This window comes from Exiguobacterium sp. s83, from assembly GCF_018617095.1.
GTDB lineage: Bacteria > Bacillota > Bacilli > Exiguobacteriales > Exiguobacteriaceae > Exiguobacterium > Exiguobacterium profundum.
The window spans coordinates 1,254,644-1,280,027 of record NZ_JACSJP010000001.1 but is presented as its reverse complement, the minus strand read 5'-3'; the positions used below and the strand labels follow the sequence as shown (position 1 = coordinate 1,280,027).

The following is a 25,384-nucleotide window of genomic DNA, read 5'->3' as shown; positions in this document are numbered from 1 at the left end:
ATTTTATCACATTCTCTTATCACAAGGTGTTAAAAAACAGAAACGAAATAAAAAAATGTTTGACGATTCACAAACAGAAATGTTTTGCAAGTCAGTGAAAACTTTTACGAATTCGTCTGATTCCCTTGACATAATCGAGTGTCATTTATATGATGGTTTTCGTAACGGATACTCTTATTCTGAGCGGTGGAGGGAACAAGGCCCTACGAAGCCCAGCAACCGTCCGACATGAAGTCTTGTGCGGAAAAGGTGCTATCCTGAAGCGAAGCCATTAGCTTCGAACGATAAGAGGGTAAGGAAGAACGATTCAACCTTTCCCAATGTATGTCATCGGGGGAGGTTTTTTTCATTACCGTCCCAAAGCAACGCGTAAGGGGAACGAGTACCGTCCACATAATACCCTTATTATAGGAGGTTTTTTGAATGTCAAAATTGAACCGTCGACTTTTTACTTCAGAGTCGGTTACTGAAGGACATCCAGACAAAATTTGTGATCAGATTTCTGACTCCATCTTGGATGCCATTTTAGCGGAAGACCCGAATGCCCGTGTTGCGGCAGAAACGTCTGTCACAACAGGTCTTGTACTCGTAGCTGGTGAAATCACAACGTCAACTTACGTGGATATCCCGAAAGTTGTCCGTGAAACAATCCGCGAAATCGGATACACGCGTGCAAAATATGGCTTCGATGCTGAAACGTGTGCGGTCTTGACGTCGATTGATGAGCAATCGGTAGATATCGCGCAAGGTGTTGACCAAGCGCTTGAAGCACGTGAAGGTCAGATGACTGAAGAGGAACTCGATGCAATCGGTGCAGGAGACCAAGGTCTCATGTTCGGATATGCGACAAACGAGACACCTGAACTCATGCCACTCCCAATCTCGTTGGCACACAAGTTGTCACGTCGTCTTGCTGAAGTACGTAAGAACGGTACGCTCGAGTACCTTCGTCCGGACGGGAAGACGCAAGTAACGGTTGAGTATGATGAGGACAACAACCCAGTTCGCATCGATACGATCGTTATTTCGACGCAACACGCGGAAGAGATCACACTTGAGCAAATTCAAGAAGACTTGAAAAAACATGTCATCGAGGCAGTCATTCCGGCTGAACTCATCGATGCTGAAACAAAATACTTCATCAACCCGACTGGTCGCTTCGTAATCGGTGGACCACAAGGAGATGCAGGTTTGACAGGACGTAAGATCATCGTTGATACGTACGGTGGATACGCTCGTCACGGTGGCGGCGCATTCTCTGGTAAAGATCCTACAAAAGTTGACCGTTCAGCGGCATACGCAGCTCGCTATGTAGCGAAAAACATCGTTGCAGCAGGACTTGCGGATAAAGCGGAAGTTCAACTTGCGTACGCAATCGGTGTTGCACACCCAGTATCAATCGCTGTCGATACGTTCGGCACAGGTAAATTGAGCGAAACGGAACTCGTTGAACTCGTTCGTGAGAACTTTGACCTCCGTCCGGCGGGCATCATCAAGATGCTCGACCTTCGTCGCCCAATCTACAAACAAACGGCAGCATACGGTCACTTCGGTCGTACAGACATCGAACTCCCATGGGAGCAAACAGATAAAGCAGCCATTCTTGAAGAAGGCGCGAAACGTTTCGCGTAATCATCAAAAACGACCTTTCCGCGGAAAGGTCGTTTTTTTTACGTTGTCGGAGGTGTCTGTTTATTTGAATCGGATGAAGAATCAGTTGTCGTCGTATCTTGTCCAAGCGCCGTATCCTTCGCTTCGACGACTTTCTCCCCGATGTCCTGTAAGTCTGACTTGGCCTCTTGAGCCGTCTCGACGATTTTAGTGACGTCCTCTTTCACGGTATCGACTTCCCCGACGACTTTTTCGTATACGTTTTGGACGTCTGTGGAGACTTCTTGAATCTTTGTCGAGGCTGACTTCACTTGCTCAATGACTTGAGACGCCTTGCCGGCAGGATCTTGTTTCACTTCGTTGACGAGGCCCCCGACCGACGATTTCGCATTCGAGAGGGATTGCTTTGTCTGCTCCCGGTTCGAGGAGCTAAGTAAGGCGAGTAGACCACCGACGAGTGCACCGAGCAACATCCCGGTCACGACACTGATCTTTGGACTTCCCCCGTCCAATTGATCAAATTGACGGTTCGGGTTGGCTGTCTGTTCTACTTTCGGATCATGTTCTTGTCTAGGTTCCATGCGGTTCCACTCCTTCGTTTGATTGGCATTGCTTGTGTTATACCCTAGAGAAATGGCGACGTAACGTTTTCTGATGAATCGTCATGAAAAAGAAATGAAGGAGCAGGATAAAAACATTGGGATAGGGAATGATACAAATAGATTGGCCAAAAGGGGGAAGCTGTCATGAACATGAGGGAAGCAGTGCCAGAAGATGCGACGCTGATTCGGAACATCGCGCTGGCGACCATATCACAGGATGATTCCAATCGAACGAGAGCGATGGAACGCGCATATCGGCAAGAAGAGATTGTACGAGCAATCAGTTCAAGTGAAGAAGCACGAGAACAGTATTTTATCGTTGGCGAATATGAAGAAGAGGTCATCGGATTTTGTCATGCCATCGATCGCGGTGACATGTGGGAGATGCTCCGCCTCTATCTGCACCCCGATTATCATCGAAACGGCTACGGCGCAGCCTTTCTGGCCCACCTTCAATCGAAAAAAGAACAACCGATGGAAGTGTACGTCGAAAGCTCGAATGATCAAGCGATTGCCTTCCTCTTACATCAATCTTTCAAAGAAGTGAATCGTATCCAGGAAGAAGTATATGATCGTCCGATGGAACTCATTCATTTACGATATGACCCGAGCTAAGCCTCCAGACGGATTTTATTCAAACATCAGTTGCGGCTGATGTTTTTTTGATACAATGAATGTAGTCTATAAACGAGGTGACGGCAGTATGGCAAATGAAGAAGCACGAAAAGGAGTCATCGTCATCGTGTATCCGTTACAATTCACGTCACGGATCAGCGAGAACTTTATTCGACGGCTCGAGGACGAGTACGAAGTCATCGTCGTCCGCGATCAATCGATTGGATTGACGGCAGGTGACCATAAGCAACTGATCAAGCGAGCGTTGCGCGAGGCAGGGGAATATAAATTACCGATTCATGTCGTGGCATTCAGCCTTGGCGCACTCTTAACGAATCGCCTTTTGCAGGAGTACGATGTGCCACTCGGGAGTCTCACATACATCTCCCCATTGTTTGATTGGCATGCCACTCGTCAAATCGGTGGATTGAAACAAGTCGTCGCAAGTGCTGTCGACCGTTTTCGCCCTGACTTGCCACTCGGGATGATGACATTCACCGGTGGGGGAGACGAGTCATCCCGATTCGGAGAAATCACGTATGCGCAATATCGAGAAATCGAAGAGGAAATCGTCGAGCATCAGGAAGAGAAGAAGCATCTGCCACGCCTTCCGCTCGCCTGTTTCTATGCACCAGACGACCAGTTCGCGGACGTGAAGTTGACGTTGAATGTTTGTCGGAAAATCGGTGGGGACCAAGTGTATATCCGGCGATTGGAAGGATTCCCACACTTTGGTTACGAACGATTGAACACGAAATTCGCGGAAACCCTCATGACGTTTTATGAATTGATTCAAGAATGACAGAAGGCGACTCTAATGAGCCGCCTTTTTATTATGCACGTTTTTCAATCGCCACGATGAATGGGGGATGATTGACTTGGTTGATAAATCCATAACGCAGGACGCCTGCCTGTTTTTGATCGAGGGACTCTACATAATGGAGCACCTCGTCTCGTTCGACTTTCCCACTTTCATGTCCGTGGTAAATCACGATGACGATAACGCCACCGACGGCCATGACGTCTAATAGTTGGGATAATGCGGCAATCGTCGTATTTCCGTGTGTCGTGATGGATTTGTCGCTTCCCGGTAAATACCCTAAGTTGAAGACGGCCGCGGTGATCGGCCGCGCTTCCTTTTCAACGACCGCTTGGACCGTATCATGACTATCATGAATCACGGTCACCCGATTACTGACACCCGATTTTTCAACCCGCGCCTTTGTGGCTGCTACAGCTTCTGATTGAATATCAAAGGCATAGACATGTCCTGTCTCGCCTACGGCATTCGCTAGAAACAACGTATCGTGTCCGTTCCCGGCCGTCATATCGATGGCGACCTGACCTTCCTCGATATGGTCATGTAGTAATTGTTTTGCAAAAGGTAGTACTCTCATTAATCCCATAGATCTCATCCTTCTTTTTTCCTTGGAAAGAATCCCGGCGCTCCAATTCCGCACGAATCTTGTTAAGCACCTGCATCTTGTGACGGCTCCATAATGGACCGATCAAGAGGTCGGGTGGACCGTCTCCTGTCAAACGATGGATAATCACCTCGGGAGGGATTCGTTCGAGTTGATCGCAGACGAGGGAGACGTATGTGTCTTCCTCCATCAAGTCGAGCAGTCCTTTCTCATATTGACGGGCGAGCGGTGTGTGTTTCAAGACGTGAAGTAAGTGGATCTTGATTCCTTGTATGTCCATTTTAGCAACTTCTCGTGCCGTGTCGAGCATCATCTCTGGTGTCTCACCTGGGAGACCATTGATGATATGAACGCAGACACGAATATTGTGACGGCGAAGTTTGGCAAGACCGGTCAAAAACGATTGATAGTCGTGCCCACGATTGATCTTTTTAGCGGTCGTGTCATGAATGGTCTGAAGACCGAGCTCCACCCAAAGGGACGTCCGTTCATTCAACTCTGCTAAATAGGCGACGACGTCGTCCGGTAAGCAGTCAGGGCGTGTCGCAATCGAGAGACCGACGACCCCATCCTCTTTTAATGCCGGTTCATACAATTCACGTAACCGCTCGACTGGTGCGTACGTGTTACTGAACGCTTGGAAATAAGCAATATATTTGGCACTCTTCCACTTCCGGTGGAGACGAGCCTTCACTTCTGCAAATTGAACGGGAATCGGGTCGCAAGCATTTCCCGCGAAATCACCACTGCCATCGTCCGAACAGAACGTGCATCCACCTTTTGAGACACGTCCGTCACGGTTCGGACATGTGAAGCCGCCATCGAGTGGCACTTTAAACACCTTGCCCCCGTACTCTCGTCGATACGCCTCATTAAGTGTATGGTAACGATTTTGACCAAATGGATTCATGTTCATCTCTCCTTCCTTGCTCATCCTATCACAAACGAAAAATAACAAAACTTCATAATAAGTAATTTTTCTTGACACTTCCTTGGCGTTCGTTTAGGTTTGATAAGGAAATCTTGTCGATTCGGCCTTTTTGTGCCGATTTTTTTGATGTGAAAGAAGAATGAAAGGAGGACTTGGTGTGAACAATAAAATGCCAATTTCGGTATGGATTTTAGTCATTGCGATGGCGCTCAATACAACGGCGGCGTCTTTTTTATGGCCGTTTAACACACTGTATATTCATGATTTTTTAGGTGAGTCGATGATGCTTGCCGGGGTGGCGCTTCTTGTGAACTCGGCGCTCGCGATTGTCGGGAACTACATCGGAGGGACGCTATTCGATCGAATCGGTGGGAAGACGACGCTGATGATCTCTGTCGGTCTCTTGCTCGCGAGCTCGCTTGGATTTTTACTGTTTCATGCCACGTTCTTCGGCTATCTCGTATGGCTCGGGTTGATCGGTCTTTCCGGCGGACTCGTCTTTCCGACCGTATATGCGTTTGCAGGTCTCATTTGGCCTGAAGGGGGACGTCGTTCGTTCAATGCGATTTATGTCGCACAAAACGTGGGGGTCGCCCTCGGAACGGCAATGAGTGGTCAAATCGCTCGACTTAACATCGAGTGGATTTTTTATGCGAACTTCTTCTTGTCAGTTTTATTTGTCGTGGTGCTCTTGTTTGGATTGCGTTATTTGAAAAACCCGGCACGTCCTGTCGTTCAGTCGCAACTCGAAGCGGCCGCCACGACACTCTCGAGTGCGACGATGAAGTCGATGTGGTATGTCGCCGTTGGTTATGCGGTACTTTGGTTCGTGTACGTGCAATGGCAAGGGACGATTGCCGTTCACTCGAAAGACCTCGGTGTCACAATCAGTCAATACTCACTCCTTTGGACAGTGAACGGGGCGATGATTGTCTTCGCACAACCGTTGCTCAATCGTGTCTTACGACAGTTTGAGGACGACTTAAAACGTCAACTGATCATCGGGGCATCCATTTTCCTCGGCGCGTTCTTGATTGTCCCATTCGCTGGTGGGTTCGGGATGTTCATGGTCGCGATGGTCGTCATGACCATCGGGGAGATGTTTGTCTGGCCGGCGGTTCCGACGATTGCGGCGAAACTCGCCCCTCCTGGGAAAGCTGGACAATACCAAGGGCTCGTCAATATCGCAGCATCCGTCGGTCGGATGATTGGACCGACGTTGTCTGGTTTTGTCTATGACATGTTCGGCATTACAGCAGTCTTCGGCATGCTTCTACTACTTGCTACGTTAGCCTTAACGCTATTTGTCATCATGAAAGACATTCGTGTCACAGAAAAATCAAGTTGACGTTGAATTTCAGAATGGGCTAAAATAGACTACGATGAATAGCAAGCGTTGAAGAGGACTAGTAGCGAACGTTCCGTTTCAAAGAGAGTCGATGGATGGTGTGAATCGATAAGCGGATGTTGTGAACTCGCCTTGGAGCTGTTTTCCTGAAACGAGTAGGGAAGACCGGGGTTACGCCTCGTTACCGGCGTCTCAAGTGGCAGCAATGCAACATGGGTGGTACCGCGGAGAGCTTTCAAGCCTTTCGTCCCATTTTCGGGGACGGAAGGCTTTTTATTATGCAGAGGAGGAAGAATGTTGAGTTATTTTAAACATCAAGAAATCGAGCCTAAGTGGCAAAAGCGTTGGGAAGAGAAAGAAGCATTTAAAACGACAGAAGACCCGGAGAAGGATTGTTTCTACGTCCTTGATATGTTCCCGTACCCATCCGGTGCTGGTCTTCACGTCGGTCACCCGGAAGGTTACACGGCGACGGATATCATCGCTCGTATGAAACGGATGCAAGGATATAACGTCCTTCACCCGATTGGTTGGGATGCGTTCGGTCTTCCTGCCGAGCAATATGCACTCGACACAGGGAACGACCCGCGTGAATTCACAGCGCGCAACATCGAGACGTTCCGCCGTCAGTTGAAAGAACTCGGATTCTCATACGATTGGGACCGTGAAATTAGCACGACGGACCCGAAATACTATAAATGGACGCAGTGGATCTTCACGCAACTCTTCGAACGTGGCCTCGCATACGTCGATGAAGTTGCGGTCAACTGGTGCCCGGCTCTCGGTACGGTCCTTGCGAACGAGGAAGTCATCGATGGCTTGTCAGAGCGTGGGAACCACCCTGTCTACCGTGTCCCGATGAAGCAGTGGGTGCTTCGTATCACGGAATACGCAGAGCGTTTGCTTGAAGACTTGGAAGGTCTAGATTGGCCTGAGAGCGTGAAAGAGATGCAACGCAACTGGATCGGCAAATCGGTCGGTGCCGAGGTCGACTTTAAGGTCGACGGTCATGATAAGATCGTCACAGTATTCACAACACGTCCAGATACGCTTCACGGGGCGACATACGTGACACTCGCACCAGAGCATCCGTTCACTAAAGTGATCACGACGCCTGAACAATCGACGGCAGTCGAAGCATACATTGAGGAAGTCTCGAAGAAGACGGACCTCGAGCGTACAGACCTTGCCAAAGAGAAGACAGGTGTCTTCACGGGCGCTTATGCGATCAACCCGGTGAACGGCGAGAAACTTCCGATTTGGACAGCGGACTACGTTCTCTCGACATACGGAACAGGTGCGGTCATGGCCGTTCCTGCACACGATGAGCGCGATTATGAGTTTGCGAAAACGTTCGACCTCCCGATCCGTGAAGTCGTCAAAGGTGGAAACGTGGAAGAGGCGGCTTACGTCGAAGACGGTGAGCACGTCAACTCTGGTAGCTTGAACGGACTTAATAAAGCCGATGCCATCAAGACGATCATTGAAGAGCTCGAAGCTAGTGGCACAGGGCGTGCGAAGACGACATACCGTCTTCGTGACTGGTTGTTCAGCCGTCAACGTTACTGGGGCGAGCCGATTCCGGTCGTCCATATGGAAGACGGAACGATGAAGACGGTACCGGTCGAAGAACTTCCGCTCGAACTTCCGATCATCGATGAAATCAAACCATCTGGTACAGGTGAGTCGCCACTTGCGAACGCAGAAGAGTGGTTGACGTATACAGATCCGGTCACAGGGGAAAAAGGTCGTCGCGAGACGAACACGATGCCACAATGGGCAGGTAGCTGCTGGTACTACATCCGTTACATCGATCCAGATAACGAAGAGATGATTGCGGATCCTGAGAAACTCAAGCGTTGGCTTCCAGTCGACTTGTATATCGGGGGTACGGAGCATGCCGTTCTTCACTTGCTCTACGCACGTTTCTGGCATAAAGTCCTCTTTGATATCGGTGTCGTCCCGACGAGCGAACCGTTCCAAAAACTCTACAACCAAGGAATGATCCTCGGTGAGAACAACGAGAAGATGTCGAAATCTCGTGGGAACGTTGTCAACCCGGATGATATCGTGAAGTCGCACGGAGCCGATACACTCCGTCTTTACGAAATGTTCATGGGACCACTTGATGCGGCCATCGCATGGTCGACGAATGGTCTTGACGGGGCACGTCGCTTCCTCGACCGCGTCTGGCGTTTGTTCGATCAGACGAACTTCGCAGACGTGGCGCCGACTGCCGACTTTGAACGCACGTATCATCAGACGGTGAAAAAAGTCACGGAGGATTATGAAGCCCTTCGCTTCAACACGGCAATCTCGCAGTTGATGGTCTTCGTCAATGAAGCGAACAAACAAGAGACGTTGCCGAAATCGCAAATGGTCGACTTCATCAAGATGCTTTCACCAGTCGCGCCGCACTTGTCTGAAGAGTTGTGGGAGAAGATGGGTATGACGGAAGAGTTAACGTATGCGGCTTGGCCGACATACGATGAGTCAAAACTTGTGAGCGACACGATTGAAGTCGTCATCCAGGTGAACGGGAAACTCCGTGCGAAAATGCACGTCTCTCGTGACGCATCAAAAGAAGCACTTGAAGCGGAAGCACTCGGGAACGAGCGTGTCCAAGAGTTCACAGAAGGCAAGACGGTTCGTAAAGTCATTGTCGTTCCTGGAAAACTCGTCAATATTGTAGTGGGGTAACAAAAAGAATGTGTGACATTGTCGCACATTCTTTTCTTTTTGGTGAGGTCATTTTCTTTTATGGACGGTTTTGATACACTAAAGGGCGATACTGAAGTAGAAGGGGACGACATGTCCATGAAACGTTCTTATGTGCTATACACGACACTATGTGCCGTCGTGGTCGGTGTGATCCTTTGTTATGTTTTTGTCTTTTCAGATGAAGAGATTCAACGACAGGTCGCCTCGACATTTGAAAAAATTGATATTCAAACGCGTCATCAAACGGCATCCCTTCCACCCGTGGAAGCGGCGCAGGATGATGAAGATATCGATACGACCGATGCCCTCGAACAAATCAGTCAAATCGATGAAGTGTACTACAGTGACACGATCGGGGCATATTTGGTCTTAACCGAACAAGCTGAATTTTTTGAGGTGAGTGGAAACGGAACGCGCGTCAATTCGGTGCTTCAACTTGAGAATTCAGGGAAACAGCGCCTCGATGATTTTATCGGAATGCGCATGGTCGAAGAAGATCTTGTGTATGCGGTCACAGCGAACGGTACGCTCATTACAATCGAGCGAGAAGAAGGACGCTGGGTCGAGAGACCACGTAAACAAATCAAAGGACTCGTGTCGGAAGACCGAATCTTTGGTCTTGGTTATGACCGGGAATCGAAGCGTCTGTTCATGATGAATCGCTTGGCGGATACACCGGAGCTTGAGCTCCTTTATATCGAAGAACGGGAGATCGAACCGGAGACTCCAGCCGATGACAAATCATCAGAAGCGTCAACTGATGCTGACACGAATACTCCAAAAACAGAAGAATCATCGGAAGACACAACGACAGAGAACGTCTCGACGAATGACGACGCCTCGAGCGAATCGGCTGTATCTGAAGACGCGCCTGAAAATGAGTCGAACGAACAACAAGCGGAAGAAGAAAATCAAGAGCCCGAAACCGAATGGATGCTTGATTCACGCCAAGCGTTGTCTGCTGACGGGATGAGCGCCTCGATCCAACAGAAGTTTGAGCGATTCGAAGGAGTCGGCCTTGTCGAGAGACAAGGACGCATCTACGTGCTCGACTCAGAAGAGCTCGTCCTCTACACAGTCAATCCGGAAGAAGAGACCATCAACGGTCAGATGGTGACGCCTCGCGTATATGACTCGACCGGTATGTTTTTACAAGACAATGAAATCTTTGCAATCGTCCACCCGGAAGTATTCGATTTGGATGCATTCGTGTCTGTGGACTAACAATGGGGGAAGAACAGATGAGCAAACGTTACTTTTTTGAAGAAGTGAAACAATTTCATGAAACTTTTGGACATCCAGAAGCAAAATCGCCGCAACCGTTGACGCTTGATCGTGCGACAAAACGCTCGGTTTGGACGGCAGAGGAAGCGGTCGTCGAGTTTTTGCATCAATCCTCGCAATCGGAAGAAGAGTTTTTACAAGCCATCGAGCAATTCCAAGTAGGATTCCAGAAAGCGGTCCAAAAATCGTTGCAAGACGCACCGCCATCGGATGATGTGGAACGTCTCGTCGGACAAGGGGATGCGTTAACGGACGCGTTATATTTTGTGATGGGCAGTTTCGTTGAACTCGGACTCGATCCCGTTCCGTTGTTTGAAATCGTCCAGCGTGCCAATATGGCGAAACTTGGACCGGACGGGAAGCCGATTTTACGCGAATCGGACAATAAAGTCATGAAACCTGAAGGATGGATGCCACCAGAGCCGGAGCTCGAAAAAGAAGTGCGTCGTCAAATCGCAGGGAAAGAATAATCACAAACGGCTTGAGTCCTCACTACAAAGGGTTCAAGCCGTTTTTTTGTTGTGATGGTCGTGACGACATGATGGTATTAGATGGTATCAGAAAGGTCATGGGAGTAATTTATGGTATAATTTAACATAAGTAAGCGAGTAAAAGATCTTGATCATGGGGATGGAGGTCGTTCAACTGAAAAAATTGATTAGTATGTTATGTGTGAGTTCAGCACTTCTGTTAGCATCATGTAGCAATGATGAAAAAACGTCAGAATCTAAAAAATCACAACCTGACGTTTCAATCGAAACGATAAAAATTAACGATGAGAATGAATTGACAATCGTCCCACTCTATACGCAATACCAACAATATTTGAACGCATCCCTTGAATCAACCGATTCGGAGGAGAGCAAACAAAACTTCAAAAAATACGTACTCGATTACATAGGTGAAGTCGGAGAGGAAGAAAAAATCGATACATCTAGATTAAAAACTGATTTTAATCTAAAGCCGACCCCTCATAAGCAACAATTGCTGAAGCAGTTAGACAAATTAATCGAGCAGCATGAGGAGATTAAAGAGATTATTGCATCGACATATGCAGATTCAAATCAAATCTTACCTAAAAAGAAGAGCACAGTGTTTATTGCACCGTATAATCCTGAATTCTTTTACGATAGTGAACCGTTGAAAGGAGTAGGCGCAGCAGCATACAAAGACGCATTCATCTTGTTTCTCGATACAGATTTTGACAAAGATGTGCTAGCCTATTCGACGGCTCACGAGTATCATCATCTGATTCTTCGTGATCAAAACAAATACAATCTTAGTTCGATTCTGGAGTCTATTATTGTCGAAGGGAAAGCGGACGCATTTGCTGATCGGATTGTCAAAGGAGTTTCTCCCCCATGGCATGTGCAATTAGATGATGCGACCATGGAACACATTGCAAGTCGAGTGAATGATTATGAAACGTCCTTCACCGATTTTGTAGTCGGTAATTATCAAAAAGATATGCCACGTTGGAGTAACTATATTCTAGGGAGGGATGTGCTCCATGACTATTTGACGGCGCACCCAGAGCTGTCGATTCCCGAATGGACGTTCAAAGAAGGTCATGAAATTTTAGAAGGATACAAATATCGAGATGTGATGGAATTGGAAAATTAAGTCGAAAAGGATGTGAAAAAGGCTTGATCCTGAATGAGACAGGATCAAGCCTTTTGATTGTTAGTGAGCATAATAGTACGTAGCCAATACGTTAGACCGAACCCTTTACCGCTCTGTCGCCAGTTCAGCTGCGTGCGATCCGGCACAATGTCCCGTTGTGAAAGCGGCCGTGATGTTGTAGCCACCTGTGTATCCATGAATGTCGAGCACTTCACCGGCAAAGAAAAGGCCGGGTGCTTTCTTTGACATCATCGTCTGTGGCGCAACTTCTTTAACCGAAACGCCGCCACCTGTGACGAACGCTTTATCAAAGTCGAGTGTCCCGACGGCGTGCATCTCGAACATTTTCAAACGTGTTGCGAAATCAATGACGGATTGCTTTTTCAACTGACTCGCATCTTCTTCTCCAAATGCGAGTTCTTCGAGCAATAAGTCAAGAAGTCGCTCAGGGATGTAGCCTTTCCATACATTTTTAACGGCACGCTTCGGTTGGCTCTGTACTTGGTTCCACAGTTCCTGAACGAGCGCATCTCGTGACGTGTCCGGGAAGAAGTCGAGTGACAAGAGGACGACCTGTTCTTTGCTTCGCTTTCGTTCTTTGATCGTATATTGACTGCAACGGAGCGCGATTGGACCAGAGATCCCGAAATGGGTAAAGATCATGTCGCCTTGGTGCGTCTTGATGGCCTTTCCTTTTTTGCCGTGCACGGTCAACGCGACGTCCCGTAACGATAGTCCTTGAAGTTGTTTCGTTCCGATGAACGCGTCATTCAATTTGATTGGCACCTCTGTTGGGAAGAGTTCCGTGATGGTATGTCCTGCCTTCTCTGCCCATGGATAGCCGTCCCCGGTCGAACCGGTGTGCGGGACAGACTGACCGCCGACCGCGACGACGCAAGCTTTCGCCTCGAGCATCTCACCGTCCATCAACTCGACCGCATGAAACTCGTTTTCTTCATTAAAATGTAGCGTTTTGACTTCAGCCTTTTTTCGAATCTCGACGCCGAGGTCTTCAATCGCCCGAAGCAACGTGTTGACCACATCCTGTGCCTTATCCGTCACAGGGAACATGCGCCCGTTGTCCTCTTCTTTCAACGGAATCCCGAATCCAGTGAAGAGGTCGATAATCGATTGATTGTCGAACTGAGCAAGAGCGCTGTATAAGAAACGACCATTGCCTGGGATGAACTGAATCAATTCATCGATTGGCTTTCGGTTCGTGACGTTACAACGTCCTCCACCTGAAATGGCCAATTTTCGACCAAGTTTTGAACCTTTATCAATCAGCAAGGTCGAAGCGCCACTTTTTGCCGCTGCATATGTTGCCATGAGCCCGCTCGGCCCTCCACCGATGACGATGACATCTTTCATAGGGTATCTCCTCATTTCTTCACCTATATGATTAGTAAAATTATCGTAACTTTATTATCCGTAACAGTAAGAGTATAATGAGAAGCGGTTGTTTTGTAAAACCGAATTCATTGAAATCGTTGATTTATAGATGGAGGTACCTCATGTCATCAAGCGCCAAACAAGATTCTGGAAGAGCCTCCTTCGTCAAAGGAACGCTTCTTTTATCAGCGGGAAACTTGATTTCCCGAATGTTAGGACTATTGTATACCTTTCCGTTCCAAGCGATGGTCGGGATTGCCGGAGTGACATTATATCAAGCTGCATATACGTATTATGCGATCATGATCTCCATTTCGACGGCAGGGATTCCCGTTGCCGTTTCGAAATTTATCGCAAAATATAATGCACTAGGAGAATACGGGACAAGTCAACGACTGTTCCGACAAGGGATGAAGCTGATGCTTGCGACCGGTGTCGTCGCTTTTTTATTACTCTTTTTTGCGGCACCATGGTTATCCGAACTGATGGTCCGAAACTCAGAGAACAATCAGCAATACATTGACTCGCTCACCCTCGTGACACGAAGCGTCAGTTTTGCCTTACTGCTCATCCCGGCGATGAGTATGGTACGTGGTTATTTCCAGGGACATCAAGACATGGCACCGACGGCAATCTCACAAGTGGTCGAACAGATTGTACGCATCCTGTTCCTCCTCAGTGGAACGATGCTCGTCTTGTTCGTCTTTGCGGATTCAAACTTCATTCAACCGATTGCTAATGCCCTCGGGGGGACGCAATCTGTTGAAACGACTGAATTGAACGGATTAAAAGTCATTGCCGTCACGATTGCGACGTTCAGTGCGTTCATCGGGGCAATCGGTAGTTTCGCCGTGCTCATCATGTATTGGAAACGTCGAAAGGACATTCATCGTCTGACAGAGAATCCGGCGGGCACACCGGTCCGCTCGATGAAATCGTTGTTGCTCGAATTGCTTAGCTATTCGATTCCAATCGTGATGGTCGGGGTATCGACCCCTCTCTATCAATTGATTGACCAGTTGACGATGGTCAATACGTTGCTCAGTACGGGTGCGACCGTTTCTGAAGCGACGTCGGCGTATGGCTTTTTGACCGGGAACGCCCATAAAATTGTGTTGATTCCAGTCTCTGTCGCGGCGAGTGTATCGATGGCGACGATCCCGCTTGTGACTCGTTCGTTCACGACGGGGGACATGCAAAAAGTTCGGAATCAAGTAAACCATATTTTCCAAGTCTCGTTCTTCGTAACGATTCCTGCGGTCATTGGTCTCGTAGCACTTGCGGAGCCATTGTTTGGCACCTTGTTCCCGGGTGACCGTGAAGGATGGGTATACTTGTTCCACTACGCACCAAGTGCCTTCTTCTTGGCCTATTACTCGGTCGCGGCTGCGATTCTCCAAGGGATTAACCGTCAGTACTTCACCATCTTTGCCACATCGATGGGACTGTTGACGAAACTTGCATTGAACGTACCGCTCGTCTATTGGCTCGGCGGAATCGGAGCCGGGTACGCGACCATCGCTGGATACATCGTGGCCATTATTCTCATGGTATGGATGATTCAACGAACGCTCCACTTCCCGTATAAGCAACTGCTTCGTCGCACCATCTTGATGTTCTTGATGGGTGGGGCGATGTTCGCTGCCGTCTTCCTCTCTCTTCTCGTTACAATGAATGATGAGGCGAGTTGGGGGAACGACATTTTTGCGACAATCGTGGGAGTGACAATCGGCGTTCTCGTATATGGATACCTCGGGTGGCGGAGCCATCTCGCAGGTAAATTACTAGGGAAACGCTTTGAATATCGGAGGAAAATGTAATGCGGATTGATAAGTTGTTAGCGAACATGGGATATGGTTCACGGAAAGACGTGAAAATCCTACTGAAACAAGGGGCGGTGCGAGTCGATGAGGCACTTGTAAAAGATGCAAAACGGCACGTCGACCCATCATCAGAGAAAGTCACGGTGTTCGGGGAAGTGGTCGAGTATCGTCCGTACATTTATTTCATGATGAATAAGCCGGAAGGTGTGATCAGCGCGACGGAAGATCAAGTCGAGACGACGGTCATCGACTTGATTGATTCTGAGTATACCCATTATGACCTCTTCCCGGTCGGTCGTCTCGATAAGGACACGACGGGACTGCTCCTCATCACAAACGATGGCGCATTCAATCATGCGCTCATGTCACCTCGCAAGCACGTCGACAAAGTATATATCGCCGAGGTCGACGGAGAGATGACAGTAGAGGATATCAAGACGTTCGCGAATGGGGTCGAGTTAGAGGATGGATATACGACGAAGCCGGCCCGTCTTGAAATACTGAGCAAGAGCGGACGTCGGTCGGTCATTCGCCTCACATTGTCTGAGGGGAAATATCACCAAGTGAAACGAATGGTCGCGGCGGTCGGCAAACATGTCGAACGATTGGAGCGTGTTCAAATTGGGGAGCTAGAACTCGATGAGACGCTTGAGCTCGGGGCATATCGTGAGTTGACGGAAGAAGAAGTTCAACTGTTTCTTCAATCATAAGAAGATGAGAGAATCTGTCTGATGGGACGGATTCTCTTTTTGTATAAAAAGCTCTGATTTTCGATTATATCTTTTTAAAAATGCCATCAAAATCATCACGCCAAGAGTCAACCAACCAGTCGTTATATTTATGATACAAAGGAACAAGTGGTTCAACTTCATTTGAACTTATGATACAACCTCGATCATCGTACATATGAAACACGATGTTCTTTTCGGTGCTAATAAAGTAAACAGCTTGTCCAATTGAAGGTTCTCTTCCTTGCTCGTAATTTCCTATACCTCTAAGGATTTTTTCGTAAGAGATTGACTTGATCTGCGAGGATACAAATTTTGCTTTATATTCATGTTTGATTTCAATAATTTCCCCTGTTATTTCGTCAATATCTTCATTTAATTCAAATAACGTTTCTTCTTCAATCTGTTGTTTCATGAATAAACCATACAAATATTCGGGAGTGGTATTCCCAAACATGATGTCCTTTGTTTCGTTCCAATCCTTGATAAAGATATGGATGTAATCATCAGATTGAAACACTTCCTCAAACAATGTAGTAACTCTGTTTACAACTTGCTCTACTCTCTCAACCGTTCCGTTTTTATACGGTTCGCCAAGTTCGAATCTTAGATGGACTTCTCCAGATAGGTTTGGGAAGTTGTCCTCTATGTACTTCATTATTTCTTCTTTCACATCATCACCTCATCTTAAACAACTGATACAATCTAAAACCACAAAACCTTCATCCATAAAAAAGAGACCTGAACGCCAGGTCTCTTGAATATACATATACAATTCAATTTGCCGTCTTGAGTGAACGTTTTGATGAAGTCCACGTGCCACGGCTAGGGCTCTCCACAAGGTTATTGTACTCAAGTACGTTCAAATCACGTTGCACAGTGCGTGACGTGATGCCGAACTCTTCTACTAGTTCTGAAGTGGTAACGGATTCCCTTTCATTGATGAACAAATAAATGGACTTGATGCGCGTTAACATCCGATCTGTTGAGCCTTTCATTGGATAACCTCCCAATGTGTAGAATAATGACAAACCATACCTACAGACGACAAAATGAAATATAAAATTGTTATTTTCTAAAATTACACCTTTAGTATACCGCTCTTGAGCAAAAATGCAAGTGGAAAGCACGAACAATCTGTTTGTAAAGATTTGATTATGAACGTAAATATCGAATGAAGATTATTTTTTTACATCGAAAAGAAGCTTAAACACGAACGAAAAAAACTTTTCTAAATGAATGTTCGTCTTTCATACATTTGGATATACTAGTAAGGGAGAGAACATTCGCAAAAGGGGAGATGAACATGAATTGGAGACAGGAAGTCGACAATCGTAAAGATGCATTTTTAGAAGATTTGAAAGGATTACTTCAAATCCCTAGCGTGCTCGATGAATCGAAAGCGGCACCGAACATGCCGTTTGGTCCTGAGGTTCGTCAGGCGCTTGACTACATGTTTGAAATCGGTGAGCGAGATGGATTCAAAACAAAGGACGTCGGCGGTTACGCGGGACATTTGGAATACGGGGACGGTGAGGAAATCGTTGGCATTCTATGTCACCTTGACGTCGTCCCAGCAGGCGATGGCTGGACATATGGCGCATTCAATCCGACCATCACGACTGACGGGAAAATTGTGGCGCGTGGGAGTAACGATGATAAAGGTCCGTCTATGGCAGCATACTACGGATTACGAATCGTCAAAGAGCTCGGCTTACCACTTTCAAAACGCGTCCGTTTGATTGCAGGTTGCGATGAGGAGAGCGAATGGCGCTGTGTCCGTGAGTATTTCAAACAAGAACAAATGCCGACATACGGATTTGCGCCAGATGCGGATTTCCCGATCATCAATGCTGAAAAAGGATTGTATGACGGTGTGTTGACTCAATTACCGATTCAACGTGTACCAGGCTCTGCCTACCATCTCGTGTCATTTACGAGCGGGGAGCGTCCGAATATGGTGCCGGACTTCGCGAAAGCCGAATTGAAGACGGATGAGGTACTCGAGGAAAAGTTCGAGGCCTATCTCGAAAAATATGAAGCGGACGGAACGTGTGAATACGATCGTGGCATATATACGTTCACGATGAAAGGTAAAGCGGCGCACGCGATGGAACCGGATAACGGGATCAATGCTGCGTACGTGCTGGCTGGGTTCCTGTTGCACCTTCCTCTCGACATTCAAGGGGAACGCTACATTGAACTCGTTCGTCACGTGTTTGCAGACTCACGTGGAATTTCTCTTGGGATTGAAGCGAGCGATGAGACGGGCGACTTGACGATCAATGGCGGCGTGTTCCGATACAATGAGGAAGAACGAACAGCAACGGTCAACATCCGTTACCCGTATACGGCCAAATTCGAAGAACGTTTACAAAACCTACGTGAAATCGCGTTGTCATTTGGCTTCGAGTTGAAGACCCGTCAACATATGCCGCCTCATCACGTGGCAGAAGATCACCCACTCGTGAAGACGCTAGCAGGCGTATACGAGCGTCAAACGGGAGAGCACGCGAACTTGATGGCCATCGGAGGCGGTACGTATGCACGTTCACTCGAAGCAGGTGTCGCGTTCGGCGCATTGTTCCCAGGAGCTAAAGATGTGGCGCATCAGGTCGATGAATATATGGAGATAGAAGATTTATTACGTGCCGCGGCAATCTATGCTGAGGCCATTTACGAGCTCGCTAAATAAGAAACAAGGAGAGCTGGCTGGTATAGTCGGCTCTCTGTCCTTTAGGAAGGAAGTTATCATTGGATTCGCAAAAGAAATTGTTTCAGTCTGTGTACGTCGCGATTTTCTTCGCGCAAGGGGCGTTGATCCCTTATATGACCTTATATTTTTCACAAACTAAGTTTGGACTGACTCCGAGCCAAGTCGGGATTATCGTAGCCATCTTACCGATTCTATCCATCGGCGTGCAACCACTATGGGGGATGTTGACCGACCGGACGGGAAGAGTCCGGGCCTGGCTGATTTTGGCGATGCTGAGCGCGGCGCTGATTTCTCTCACGTTTTTAGTGGCGACCTCATACGTTTGGATTGTCGTACTCATGGTGATTTGGTCCGTTTTCCAATGTGCTCACATCCCGCTAGTGGATATGATGACACTCGACTATACGACGCGGTCGAAAGTCGATTACGGTGCGATTCGCCTCTATGGCTCAGCAGGATTCGCCATTGCAGTCTTTGTGATGGGACGAATTTCGGATAGCACGTGGGGACTAGCTAGTACGTTCGTATTGAGTGCGATTTTACTGTTCCTTGGCAGCGTATTTGTTCGAATGATTCCTGAGAAAAGTTCGACTCGCGATGTGACGTTGGCATCTCTCTCATGGACGGCTGTTTGGAACAAACCCTTTGTGTTCTTCTTATGTGGGGGGATGCTCGTCTTCGGACCGATTTATGCGAATAACTATTATTTCGGTCTGTACGTGACGAATAGCGGTGGTTCGACGACGCTCGTCGGAACATTATTCCTCGTGGCAGTGTTATTCGAAATCCCGTTTATGAAAGTGGCTTCTCAGCTTATGGAGCGCTACGGAAGCGTCAGCGTTCTTGTTGGGGCCGCCATCATCTCGGCAGTTCGGAACGGGGTGCTTGCGTTAGAACCACCGATTTGGGTCGTATGGCTTCTCGCGATCGCACAAGGTCTCGTCGTCGGTCTCTTGATTCCCGTCGCGCTTCAATTCGTCCGGACGCTCGTCGATCGACAAGTTTCCTCGACGGCCATCGGGGTATATATGGCATTGACGTCTGGGCTCGCGACAGCTGGATTTAATATGCTCAGTGGTAAGATCATTGAACTTGACGATATTTTAGGCGTGTTTTGGATGTATACCATCGTCACGGCAATTGGAGCGTTGATTTGGATAGGAATGTCACGTCGCACGTTGAAAGGATGAATGAGATGAGTACGCATTACTTTATCGCGATTCCCATTGAATCAACGGAACTGGTTGACGTACAGCAAACCATCTTACCTTATTACTCCTATCGCCGAATCTATCGGCCTGAAGAGTTTCATATGACGATACAATTTTTAGGAAGCGTGGATGGGGATGAATTAGACGAAGTAAAAGAAATCACGCGTAGAATCTGTGAGGAGACTCTGCCGTTCACGTTGGAGTTTCGAGCCATCGACCATTTTGGGCGACCAGATCGGCCCCGCGTTCTAACCATCGTTCCGGATGCCTCCGAGCCCCTTCAACGGTTGGCGCATTCCCTCCGCCATGAACTAGTTGATGTGATTCCAAGATTGGACCGGAAGTCGTTTGTCCCTCACGTGACACTCGCTAAAAAATGGGGCGAAGGGGAGCGTGTCCCATACGTCCCCCCTGAATTTCACGCGACGGAATCAGTAGAAGAATTAATTTTATATGAAGTACAGCCGACTCATACACCTGCCTATCGAGCAGTAGACGTATTTCCGCTAAGACGGCCAGAGGAGGATATATGGCAATCCCGGTTAAAATTTTTGACGTAATCTCAAAATATGAACGTGATGTATTAGATCAATATAATCGTTATTTGGAGTATGTGGAATCCGATACGGCACGCCTACAGCGCCTTCATGAAAACAATCGCTTGAATCCGGTCGAAGTGCTCGAAATCGAAAGACCGTGGTGGAAGTTTTGGGCGAAGACGGAGCGAATTGAATTAGAGCCAAAGCCGCTCTCTGAATCGCAATATCAAAAGCTGTTAAGGGAGCGCCGGCATATCCAAAAGCTTCAATTCGCTTGTGAAGGGGTGCTTGAGACGGATTTACCACATCTGGCGTTTATTCGTGACTTCGCCTATCGTGTGATGCGTACCGATTGGAACGAACGACACTTTTTCTTGTATCGACCGGTCATCGAATGGAATGGTGCAACGGTTGAGTTGAGCCACCTCATCATCGGACCGACGCATCTGTATATCATAGAATGGCTTGAAGGCGATCGAAGTATCTATCACATATCGAAAGAGAAGACATGGGTTCATCAACCGCTGAAAGGGGAAAATACCCGTGTAGTGAACCCGTTGATCGCATTGACACGGACAGAGGAACTGATTCGTCAAGTTCTACCGCATTATGCGGGTGTGCTACAAAAAGTCGTCATTGCGACAAATGGATATTTTGATAACGTTCCAACTGTTCGATCGACCCAATATGTCGGTCGTAACGAATATACGGAATGGATGAAACAAGTGAACGGACGTGCACCGATTGTAAAAGCACAGCAGATTCGTGACGTTGCCACCGTATTAGAAGTGACTGCCAAGTTACCGTTTCGTCAATTCATGGATCAGTGATTGAGAGGAAGGGACGCATATGCATCACACACCAGATCAAAAGACCGCCTCACATGTGACCATCGAGAGCGCGTCTTTCGTATCATTTGAGACCATACAACTTGAGATTGTGCGCGAATATGAATCCGTTCCAGTACAAATCGAACAGAATGGACGCCCGGTCGACTACCTCGTCGAGCAACAGTTTGTGACGGAATCCGGAAAGGTCGAACAAATCCTTCGTTTAAAGGAACCAATCTCTTTAGAAACGTTATACACCGTCTGCCACCCGGGTCAAAAGACGACGGTTGTCGTACCAAGAGAAATCGTCCGTTCAGAGGAATTCGAACGGCGTTTCTCATATGATGGTCCACTCGGCGTATCGTTTACGCCGCACGGAATGGAAGTGACGGTATGGTCTCCGGTTGCTTTATCCATGTGGATTACAGTGCATGATGATACGAATCACAGAGAAATTGAGCGATTTCACATGAACCGCGGCGCACGCGGGGAATGGAGTGGTGAAATACCACAAGCGTTCCAAGGTATGTTTTATCGCTTAGAAGTGAAAACACCGGTCGATACGAGGCAAGTCGTCGATCCTTATGCGCGAGCCGTCAGTTTGAACGGTGAGTATGGCGTATTGCAAGATGTGGCGCGATTTGTCAAGAAACAGGTCGAACAAGCCGTGCGCCCCCCTTTATGGAAGGCAACGGATGCCGTCATCTATGAGTTGCACATCCGAGACTTCACAAGCCACCCCTCATCGATGAGTCAATTGAAAGGGCTGTACGGTGGGGTGTCTGAAAAAGGAGTTCGGACGAAAGAAGGCAACAGTGCCGGACTCGACTATTTAAAAGAGCTTGGCGTGACGCATGTCCAGTTACTCCCTGTCCATGATTTTGGAAGTGTCGATGAGGCGACTCGTATGCCGTACAACTGGGGCTATGACCCGATTCATTGGTTCGGGCTTGAAGGAAGTTATGCCTCAAGACCCGATGTGCCGATGAGTCGTGTGTTCGAATATGCGACACTCGTCTCTGACCTGCATCAAGCGGGTCTTCGAGTCGTCACAGACGTCGTGATGAATCATATTTACATTCGAGAACAATCCCCACTCGAAGCGCTCGTACCATACTATTATTTTCGATACGAGCACGACGGGACGATAGCGAACGGGACCGGGGTCGGAAATGACACGGCATCGGAACGCTATATGATGCGACGTATGATTGTGGACTTCGTGACATATTTCGCGACGACCTATCAAGTGGATGGGTTCCGCTTCGATTTGATGGGGATTCATGATGTCGAAACGATGAATCAAGTGCGGGCCGCGCTCGATAAGGTGGATCCCTCCATTCTCGTCTATGGAGAAGGGTGGGACTTGGCGACGCCGCTTGGACAGTCATTGAAGGCAACGTCACAAAATGCTGCACGCATGCCTCGTATCGGACACTTCAACGATATGATTCGAGATGCATTGAAAGGGTCAACGTTTAATGACAGGGAACGCGGATTCATCTCCGGGAATGAGTGGCGAGAGTGGGAACTTCGAGAGTGTCTCACCGGAGCCGTGCATATTCCGAACGTGACGGTCGGACGTTTCCCGAGTCCGGCTTACTCCATCAATTATGCGGAAGCCCATGACAACTATACGATCTATGACAAGTTAATGTTATCTTGTGAAGGAGTCGATGAGACGACTCGTCTTGCCATGCAACGTCTTGCCAATGCGGTCGTCATCACATCTCAAGGCATCCCGTTTATCCATGCCGGTCAAGAGTTCGGACGCACGAAACATGGTGTCGAGAACAGTTATAATTCACCCGATCACATCAATCATTTTGATTGGGATCTTCGTGACACACGGATCAAAGACATCGAGTATGTGAAGACGCTCTTGAAGTTACGGCGACTCCATACATGTTTCCGCTATGATTCGAGACAAGAAGTCATTGACCATTTCACGTTTCTCCCATCGCCGCCTGGCGTCATTATCTATGAGTTGACGGCCAGTCATTCTTACGATGCGTGGCAACGGGTTCGCGTCTATGTGAACGGTACGTTCGACTCGCTTTCATTTGAGAGCGATGCGAAATGGAACGTTTACGTTCAAGGAGAAACGGCAAGTCTCGTTCCACTCGCACGAAACCCAGCACACATTCAAGTCGAGTCGTTGTCAATGACGATTCTCGCGTGTTAAGATGTTGATTGTATCTCTTTAATTCAAGTAAGATTTGAGCGTGATGAATATGTATTCAGATATAGTCGGTGCGCTCGGGAAAGAGTGGACAGTCGCTTCAGCCGGAGGTATCACGGGCGAAGCGTATGTAGCGACGACGCGCCAACAGAAGATTTTTGTCAAACGAAATTCTTCTCCGTTTCTGGCAATCTTGTCAGCGGAAGGAATCGTACCAAAGCTTCTTTGGACAAAGCGAATGTTTAACGGGGACGTGTTAAGCGCCCAACAATTTATCGAAGGCCGCGAACTTTCACCAGAAGATATGAAGCGACCTGATGTCGCGGCGCAACTCGGCAAGATTCATAATTCGAAAGAGCTATTATTCATGTTGCAACAGCTGAACCACACACCGGTGACGCCGCACTTGTTGCTCCGTCAGTGTGAAGCATATGAACAAGATGAAACAGACCGAATCATCGGAGAAGCCGTACAATGGCTAAAGCACCATTTGCCAAAAGTCGACGAGCAAGAATTTGTCGTCTGTCATTCTGACCTAAACCATAATAATTGGATTGAGGATGAGAGCGGCCTACTCTACTTGACAGATTGGGATGACGCGATCATTGCAGACCGCGCGTTCGATTTGGCGATGGTTGTCTATAGCTATATGGATGAAGTGGAGTGGGAGCGCTGGTTCTCGCATTACGGGGTACGTGTTTCGAGTGAGCTCCATAATCGAATGCATTGGTATGCGATCGCCCAAACGATTTTGACAATCTATGGGGAAGAGAATGACTCGGCGCGAACTGAAGGATTTCATGTATTACGTGAGCTGATGGATGAGGCGTACGAACGAATCAATTAAAAGGGATGGCTGTACGCCACCCCTTTTTGAATGTGTTAAATGTCATCTGGATTCATAAAGTAAGCCCAAACGAACGTGGCGATGACACCAGCGAAAAATGTCAGTGGGGCTGCATAAAAAATAAGAAACTGATCTAAAGTACTCATCGTATTTAACCTCCTTGTGAAGGATGATTCACGTTCATTAAACTATGATTTCGTGTATAATCGCAAGAGGACTGCTCGTCCGCAACGTGCATATTCCCATTAAACTTGAACATTTGATGAACGAAAGGTAGGATTTTCATGCGTTTACGACATAAGCCTTGGGCAAAAGAATATATGGAAGCTCAAGAACATGTATTTATTCAACATCCTGAACAGTTGAAAGGTAACTGGAGCACTGAATTCGGGAATGACCACCCGCTCTTTATCGAGGTCGGTTCAGGAAAAGGACAATTTATTTTAGGGATGGCGAAACAACACCCGGATGTGAACTTCATTGCGATCGAGTTGTTTGAGAGCGTAGCCGTCTCTATCGTACAAAAATTAGTCGAAACCCCGATGCCGAACGTGAGAGTATTGACGGTCGATGCGAAACGACTCGTCGACTACTTTGAAGCGGGAGAAGTCGATCGCGTATACTTAAACTTCTCCGATCCGTGGCCAAAGACACGACATGCGAAACGACGTCTAACGTATAAGACGTTTTTGGCGACATATGAGGCGATTCTTCCGAAAGCAGGAGAGATTCATTTCAAGACGGACAACCGTGGATTGTTTGAATATTCGCTTCAGAGTATGAGTCAATACGGGATGTTCTTCACAGAAATTTCACTAGATTTACATGTCAATGAACCAGAAGATAATATTCGAACAGAGTATGAAGAGCGCTTCAGTGCGCTCGGTCAGCCGATTTACCGAATGGAAGCCGTCTTCCGTCCGAAAAATTGACACGCTTTTTTCTTATTTTAATAGT

General features: G+C 47.7%; 24 protein-coding genes, 1 riboswitch and 1 other annotated feature. Of the genes, 17 read left to right on the top strand and 7 right to left on the bottom strand.

The window, feature by feature from the left end; genetic code table 11:
* Positions 1–171: 171 nt before the first annotated feature.
* A riboswitch (SAM riboswitch) is annotated at positions 172–291 on the top strand.
* Between the two features lie 132 nt (positions 292–423).
* Complete coding sequence (gene metK / locus KNO73_RS06610) at positions 424–1,632, top strand: methionine adenosyltransferase (protein WP_012726792.1); 1,209 nt, start codon at positions 424–426, stop codon at positions 1,630–1,632.
* Between the two features lie 38 nt (positions 1,633–1,670).
* Here the strand turns inward: metK and KNO73_RS06605 are convergent, their stop codons facing one another.
* Positions 1,671–2,192, bottom strand: coding sequence for a hypothetical protein (locus KNO73_RS06605; RefSeq protein ID WP_012726791.1), 522 nt, complete (start codon positions 2,190–2,192; stop codon positions 1,671–1,673).
* Between the two features lie 165 nt (positions 2,193–2,357).
* Here KNO73_RS06605 and KNO73_RS06600 point away from each other — a divergent pair, with 165 nt between their 5' ends.
* Both KNO73_RS06600 and KNO73_RS06595 read left to right on the top strand, forming a co-directional pair.
* The gene (locus KNO73_RS06600) at positions 2,358–2,828 is read left to right on the top strand and encodes a GNAT family N-acetyltransferase (protein ID WP_012726790.1); all 471 of its coding nucleotides are present in this window, start codon (positions 2,358–2,360) and stop codon (positions 2,826–2,828) included.
* Between the two features lie 55 nt (positions 2,829–2,883).
* The gene (locus KNO73_RS06595) at positions 2,884–3,630 is read left to right on the top strand and encodes an alpha/beta fold hydrolase (RefSeq protein WP_251024861.1); all 747 of its coding nucleotides are present in this window, start codon (positions 2,884–2,886) and stop codon (positions 3,628–3,630) included.
* 31 nt (positions 3,631–3,661) lie between these two features.
* Here the strand turns inward: KNO73_RS06595 and mnmM are convergent, their stop codons facing one another.
* Positions 3,662–4,234, bottom strand: a complete 573-nt coding sequence (gene mnmM, locus KNO73_RS06590; RefSeq protein ID WP_078147227.1) for a tRNA 5-(aminomethyl)-2-thiouridylate-methyltransferase MnmM — start codon at positions 4,232–4,234, stop codon at positions 3,662–3,664.
* Positions 4,188–5,162, bottom strand: a complete 975-nt coding sequence (gene mnmL / locus KNO73_RS06585) for a tRNA modification radical SAM protein MnmL/YtqA (protein ID WP_214683932.1) — start codon at positions 5,160–5,162, stop codon at positions 4,188–4,190. The genes mnmM and mnmL overlap by 47 nt, the downstream gene beginning before the upstream one ends.
* 178 nt (positions 5,163–5,340) lie before the next feature.
* On the opposite strand from mnmL, the gene KNO73_RS06580 reads away from it, so the two are divergent.
* The 5 genes from KNO73_RS06580 (at position 5,341) to KNO73_RS06560 (ending at position 12,159) form a co-directional block, all read left to right on the top strand.
* Entirely contained in the window at positions 5,341–6,531 is a 1,191-nt protein-coding gene (locus tag KNO73_RS06580) for an MDR family MFS transporter (RefSeq protein WP_353047955.1), read from the top strand.
* A 39-nt stretch (positions 6,532–6,570) separates the two neighbouring features.
* Positions 6,571–6,786: a binding site (T-box leader), on the top strand.
* 39 nt (positions 6,787–6,825) lie between these two features.
* A complete protein-coding gene (leuS, locus tag KNO73_RS06575; protein WP_078147224.1) occupies positions 6,826–9,231 on the top strand; it encodes a leucine--tRNA ligase in 2,406 nt (801 codons plus the stop codon).
* 117 nt (positions 9,232–9,348) lie between these two features.
* Positions 9,349–10,476: a hypothetical protein gene (locus KNO73_RS06570; RefSeq protein WP_251024860.1), complete on the top strand. Its 1,128-nt coding sequence runs from the start codon at positions 9,349–9,351 to the stop codon at positions 10,474–10,476.
* Between the two features lie 17 nt (positions 10,477–10,493).
* On the top strand, positions 10,494–11,006 hold the full coding sequence (locus tag KNO73_RS06565; protein WP_215112231.1) for a pyrophosphohydrolase domain-containing protein: 513 nt from the start codon (positions 10,494–10,496) through the stop codon (positions 11,004–11,006).
* A 154-nt stretch (positions 11,007–11,160) separates the two neighbouring features.
* Positions 11,161–12,159, top strand: a complete 999-nt coding sequence (locus KNO73_RS06560; RefSeq protein WP_251024859.1) for a DUF2268 domain-containing putative Zn-dependent protease — start codon at positions 11,161–11,163, stop codon at positions 12,157–12,159.
* Between the two features lie 105 nt (positions 12,160–12,264).
* Here the strand turns inward: KNO73_RS06560 and KNO73_RS06555 are convergent, their stop codons facing one another.
* On the bottom strand, positions 12,265–13,530 hold the full coding sequence (locus tag KNO73_RS06555) for a BaiN/RdsA family NAD(P)/FAD-dependent oxidoreductase (protein ID WP_214730460.1): 1,266 nt from the start codon (positions 13,528–13,530) through the stop codon (positions 12,265–12,267).
* A gap of 143 nt (positions 13,531–13,673) precedes the next feature.
* Between KNO73_RS06555 and KNO73_RS06550 the strand changes: the two genes are divergently transcribed.
* Complete coding sequence (locus KNO73_RS06550) at positions 13,674–15,371, top strand: putative polysaccharide biosynthesis protein (protein WP_214757505.1); 1,698 nt, start codon at positions 13,674–13,676, stop codon at positions 15,369–15,371.
* A complete protein-coding gene (locus tag KNO73_RS06545) occupies positions 15,371–16,084 on the top strand; it encodes a pseudouridine synthase (protein ID WP_214683939.1) in 714 nt (237 codons plus the stop codon). Before KNO73_RS06550 ends, KNO73_RS06545 begins: the two co-directional genes overlap by 1 nt.
* A 64-nt stretch (positions 16,085–16,148) precedes the next feature.
* Here KNO73_RS06545 and KNO73_RS06540 read toward each other — a convergent pair whose 3' ends face one another.
* Together KNO73_RS06540 and KNO73_RS06535 are read right to left on the bottom strand one after the other, a co-directional pair.
* Positions 16,149–16,775, bottom strand: a complete 627-nt coding sequence (locus tag KNO73_RS06540; protein ID WP_214683941.1) for a DUF3885 domain-containing protein — start codon at positions 16,773–16,775, stop codon at positions 16,149–16,151.
* Between the two features lie 103 nt (positions 16,776–16,878).
* Complete coding sequence (locus KNO73_RS06535; protein ID WP_012726776.1) at positions 16,879–17,100, bottom strand: DeoR family transcriptional regulator; 222 nt, start codon at positions 17,098–17,100, stop codon at positions 16,879–16,881.
* A 308-nt stretch (positions 17,101–17,408) separates the two neighbouring features.
* On the opposite strand from KNO73_RS06535, the gene pepV reads away from it, so the two are divergent.
* The 6 genes from pepV to KNO73_RS06505 are packed head-to-tail and all read left to right on the top strand — an operon-like array spanning position 17,409 to position 24,427.
* Positions 17,409–18,797, top strand: coding sequence for a dipeptidase PepV (pepV, locus tag KNO73_RS06530; protein ID WP_214683942.1), 1,389 nt, complete (start codon positions 17,409–17,411; stop codon positions 18,795–18,797).
* Between the two features lie 59 nt (positions 18,798–18,856).
* Positions 18,857–20,008, top strand: coding sequence for an MFS transporter (locus tag KNO73_RS06525; protein ID WP_214683943.1), 1,152 nt, complete (start codon positions 18,857–18,859; stop codon positions 20,006–20,008).
* A 5-nt stretch (positions 20,009–20,013) separates the two neighbouring features.
* Positions 20,014–20,589, top strand: a complete 576-nt coding sequence (gene thpR, locus KNO73_RS06520; RefSeq protein WP_214683944.1) for an RNA 2',3'-cyclic phosphodiesterase — start codon at positions 20,014–20,016, stop codon at positions 20,587–20,589.
* A complete protein-coding gene (locus KNO73_RS06515; RefSeq protein ID WP_214683945.1) occupies positions 20,559–21,398 on the top strand; it encodes an NERD domain-containing protein in 840 nt (279 codons plus the stop codon). The genes thpR and KNO73_RS06515 overlap by 31 nt, the downstream gene beginning before the upstream one ends.
* A gap of 19 nt (positions 21,399–21,417) precedes the next feature.
* Positions 21,418–23,583 (top strand): type I pullulanase, encoded by a 2,166-nt coding sequence (pulA, locus tag KNO73_RS06510; RefSeq protein ID WP_214683946.1) that lies wholly within the window; start codon positions 21,418–21,420, stop codon positions 23,581–23,583.
* A gap of 43 nt (positions 23,584–23,626) precedes the next feature.
* Positions 23,627–24,427 (top strand): phosphotransferase family protein, encoded by an 801-nt coding sequence (locus KNO73_RS06505; RefSeq protein WP_251024858.1) that lies wholly within the window; start codon positions 23,627–23,629, stop codon positions 24,425–24,427.
* Positions 24,428–24,462: 35 nt separating this feature from the next.
* On the opposite strand, the gene KNO73_RS15170 is transcribed toward KNO73_RS06505, so the two are convergent.
* Entirely contained in the window at positions 24,463–24,573 is a 111-nt protein-coding gene (locus KNO73_RS15170; protein WP_012726769.1) for a hypothetical protein, read from the bottom strand.
* A 138-nt stretch (positions 24,574–24,711) separates the two neighbouring features.
* Between KNO73_RS15170 and trmB the strand changes: the two genes are divergently transcribed.
* Complete coding sequence (gene trmB, locus KNO73_RS06500; protein ID WP_012726768.1) at positions 24,712–25,359, top strand: tRNA (guanosine(46)-N7)-methyltransferase TrmB; 648 nt, start codon at positions 24,712–24,714, stop codon at positions 25,357–25,359.
* Positions 25,360–25,384 lie beyond the last annotated feature (25 nt).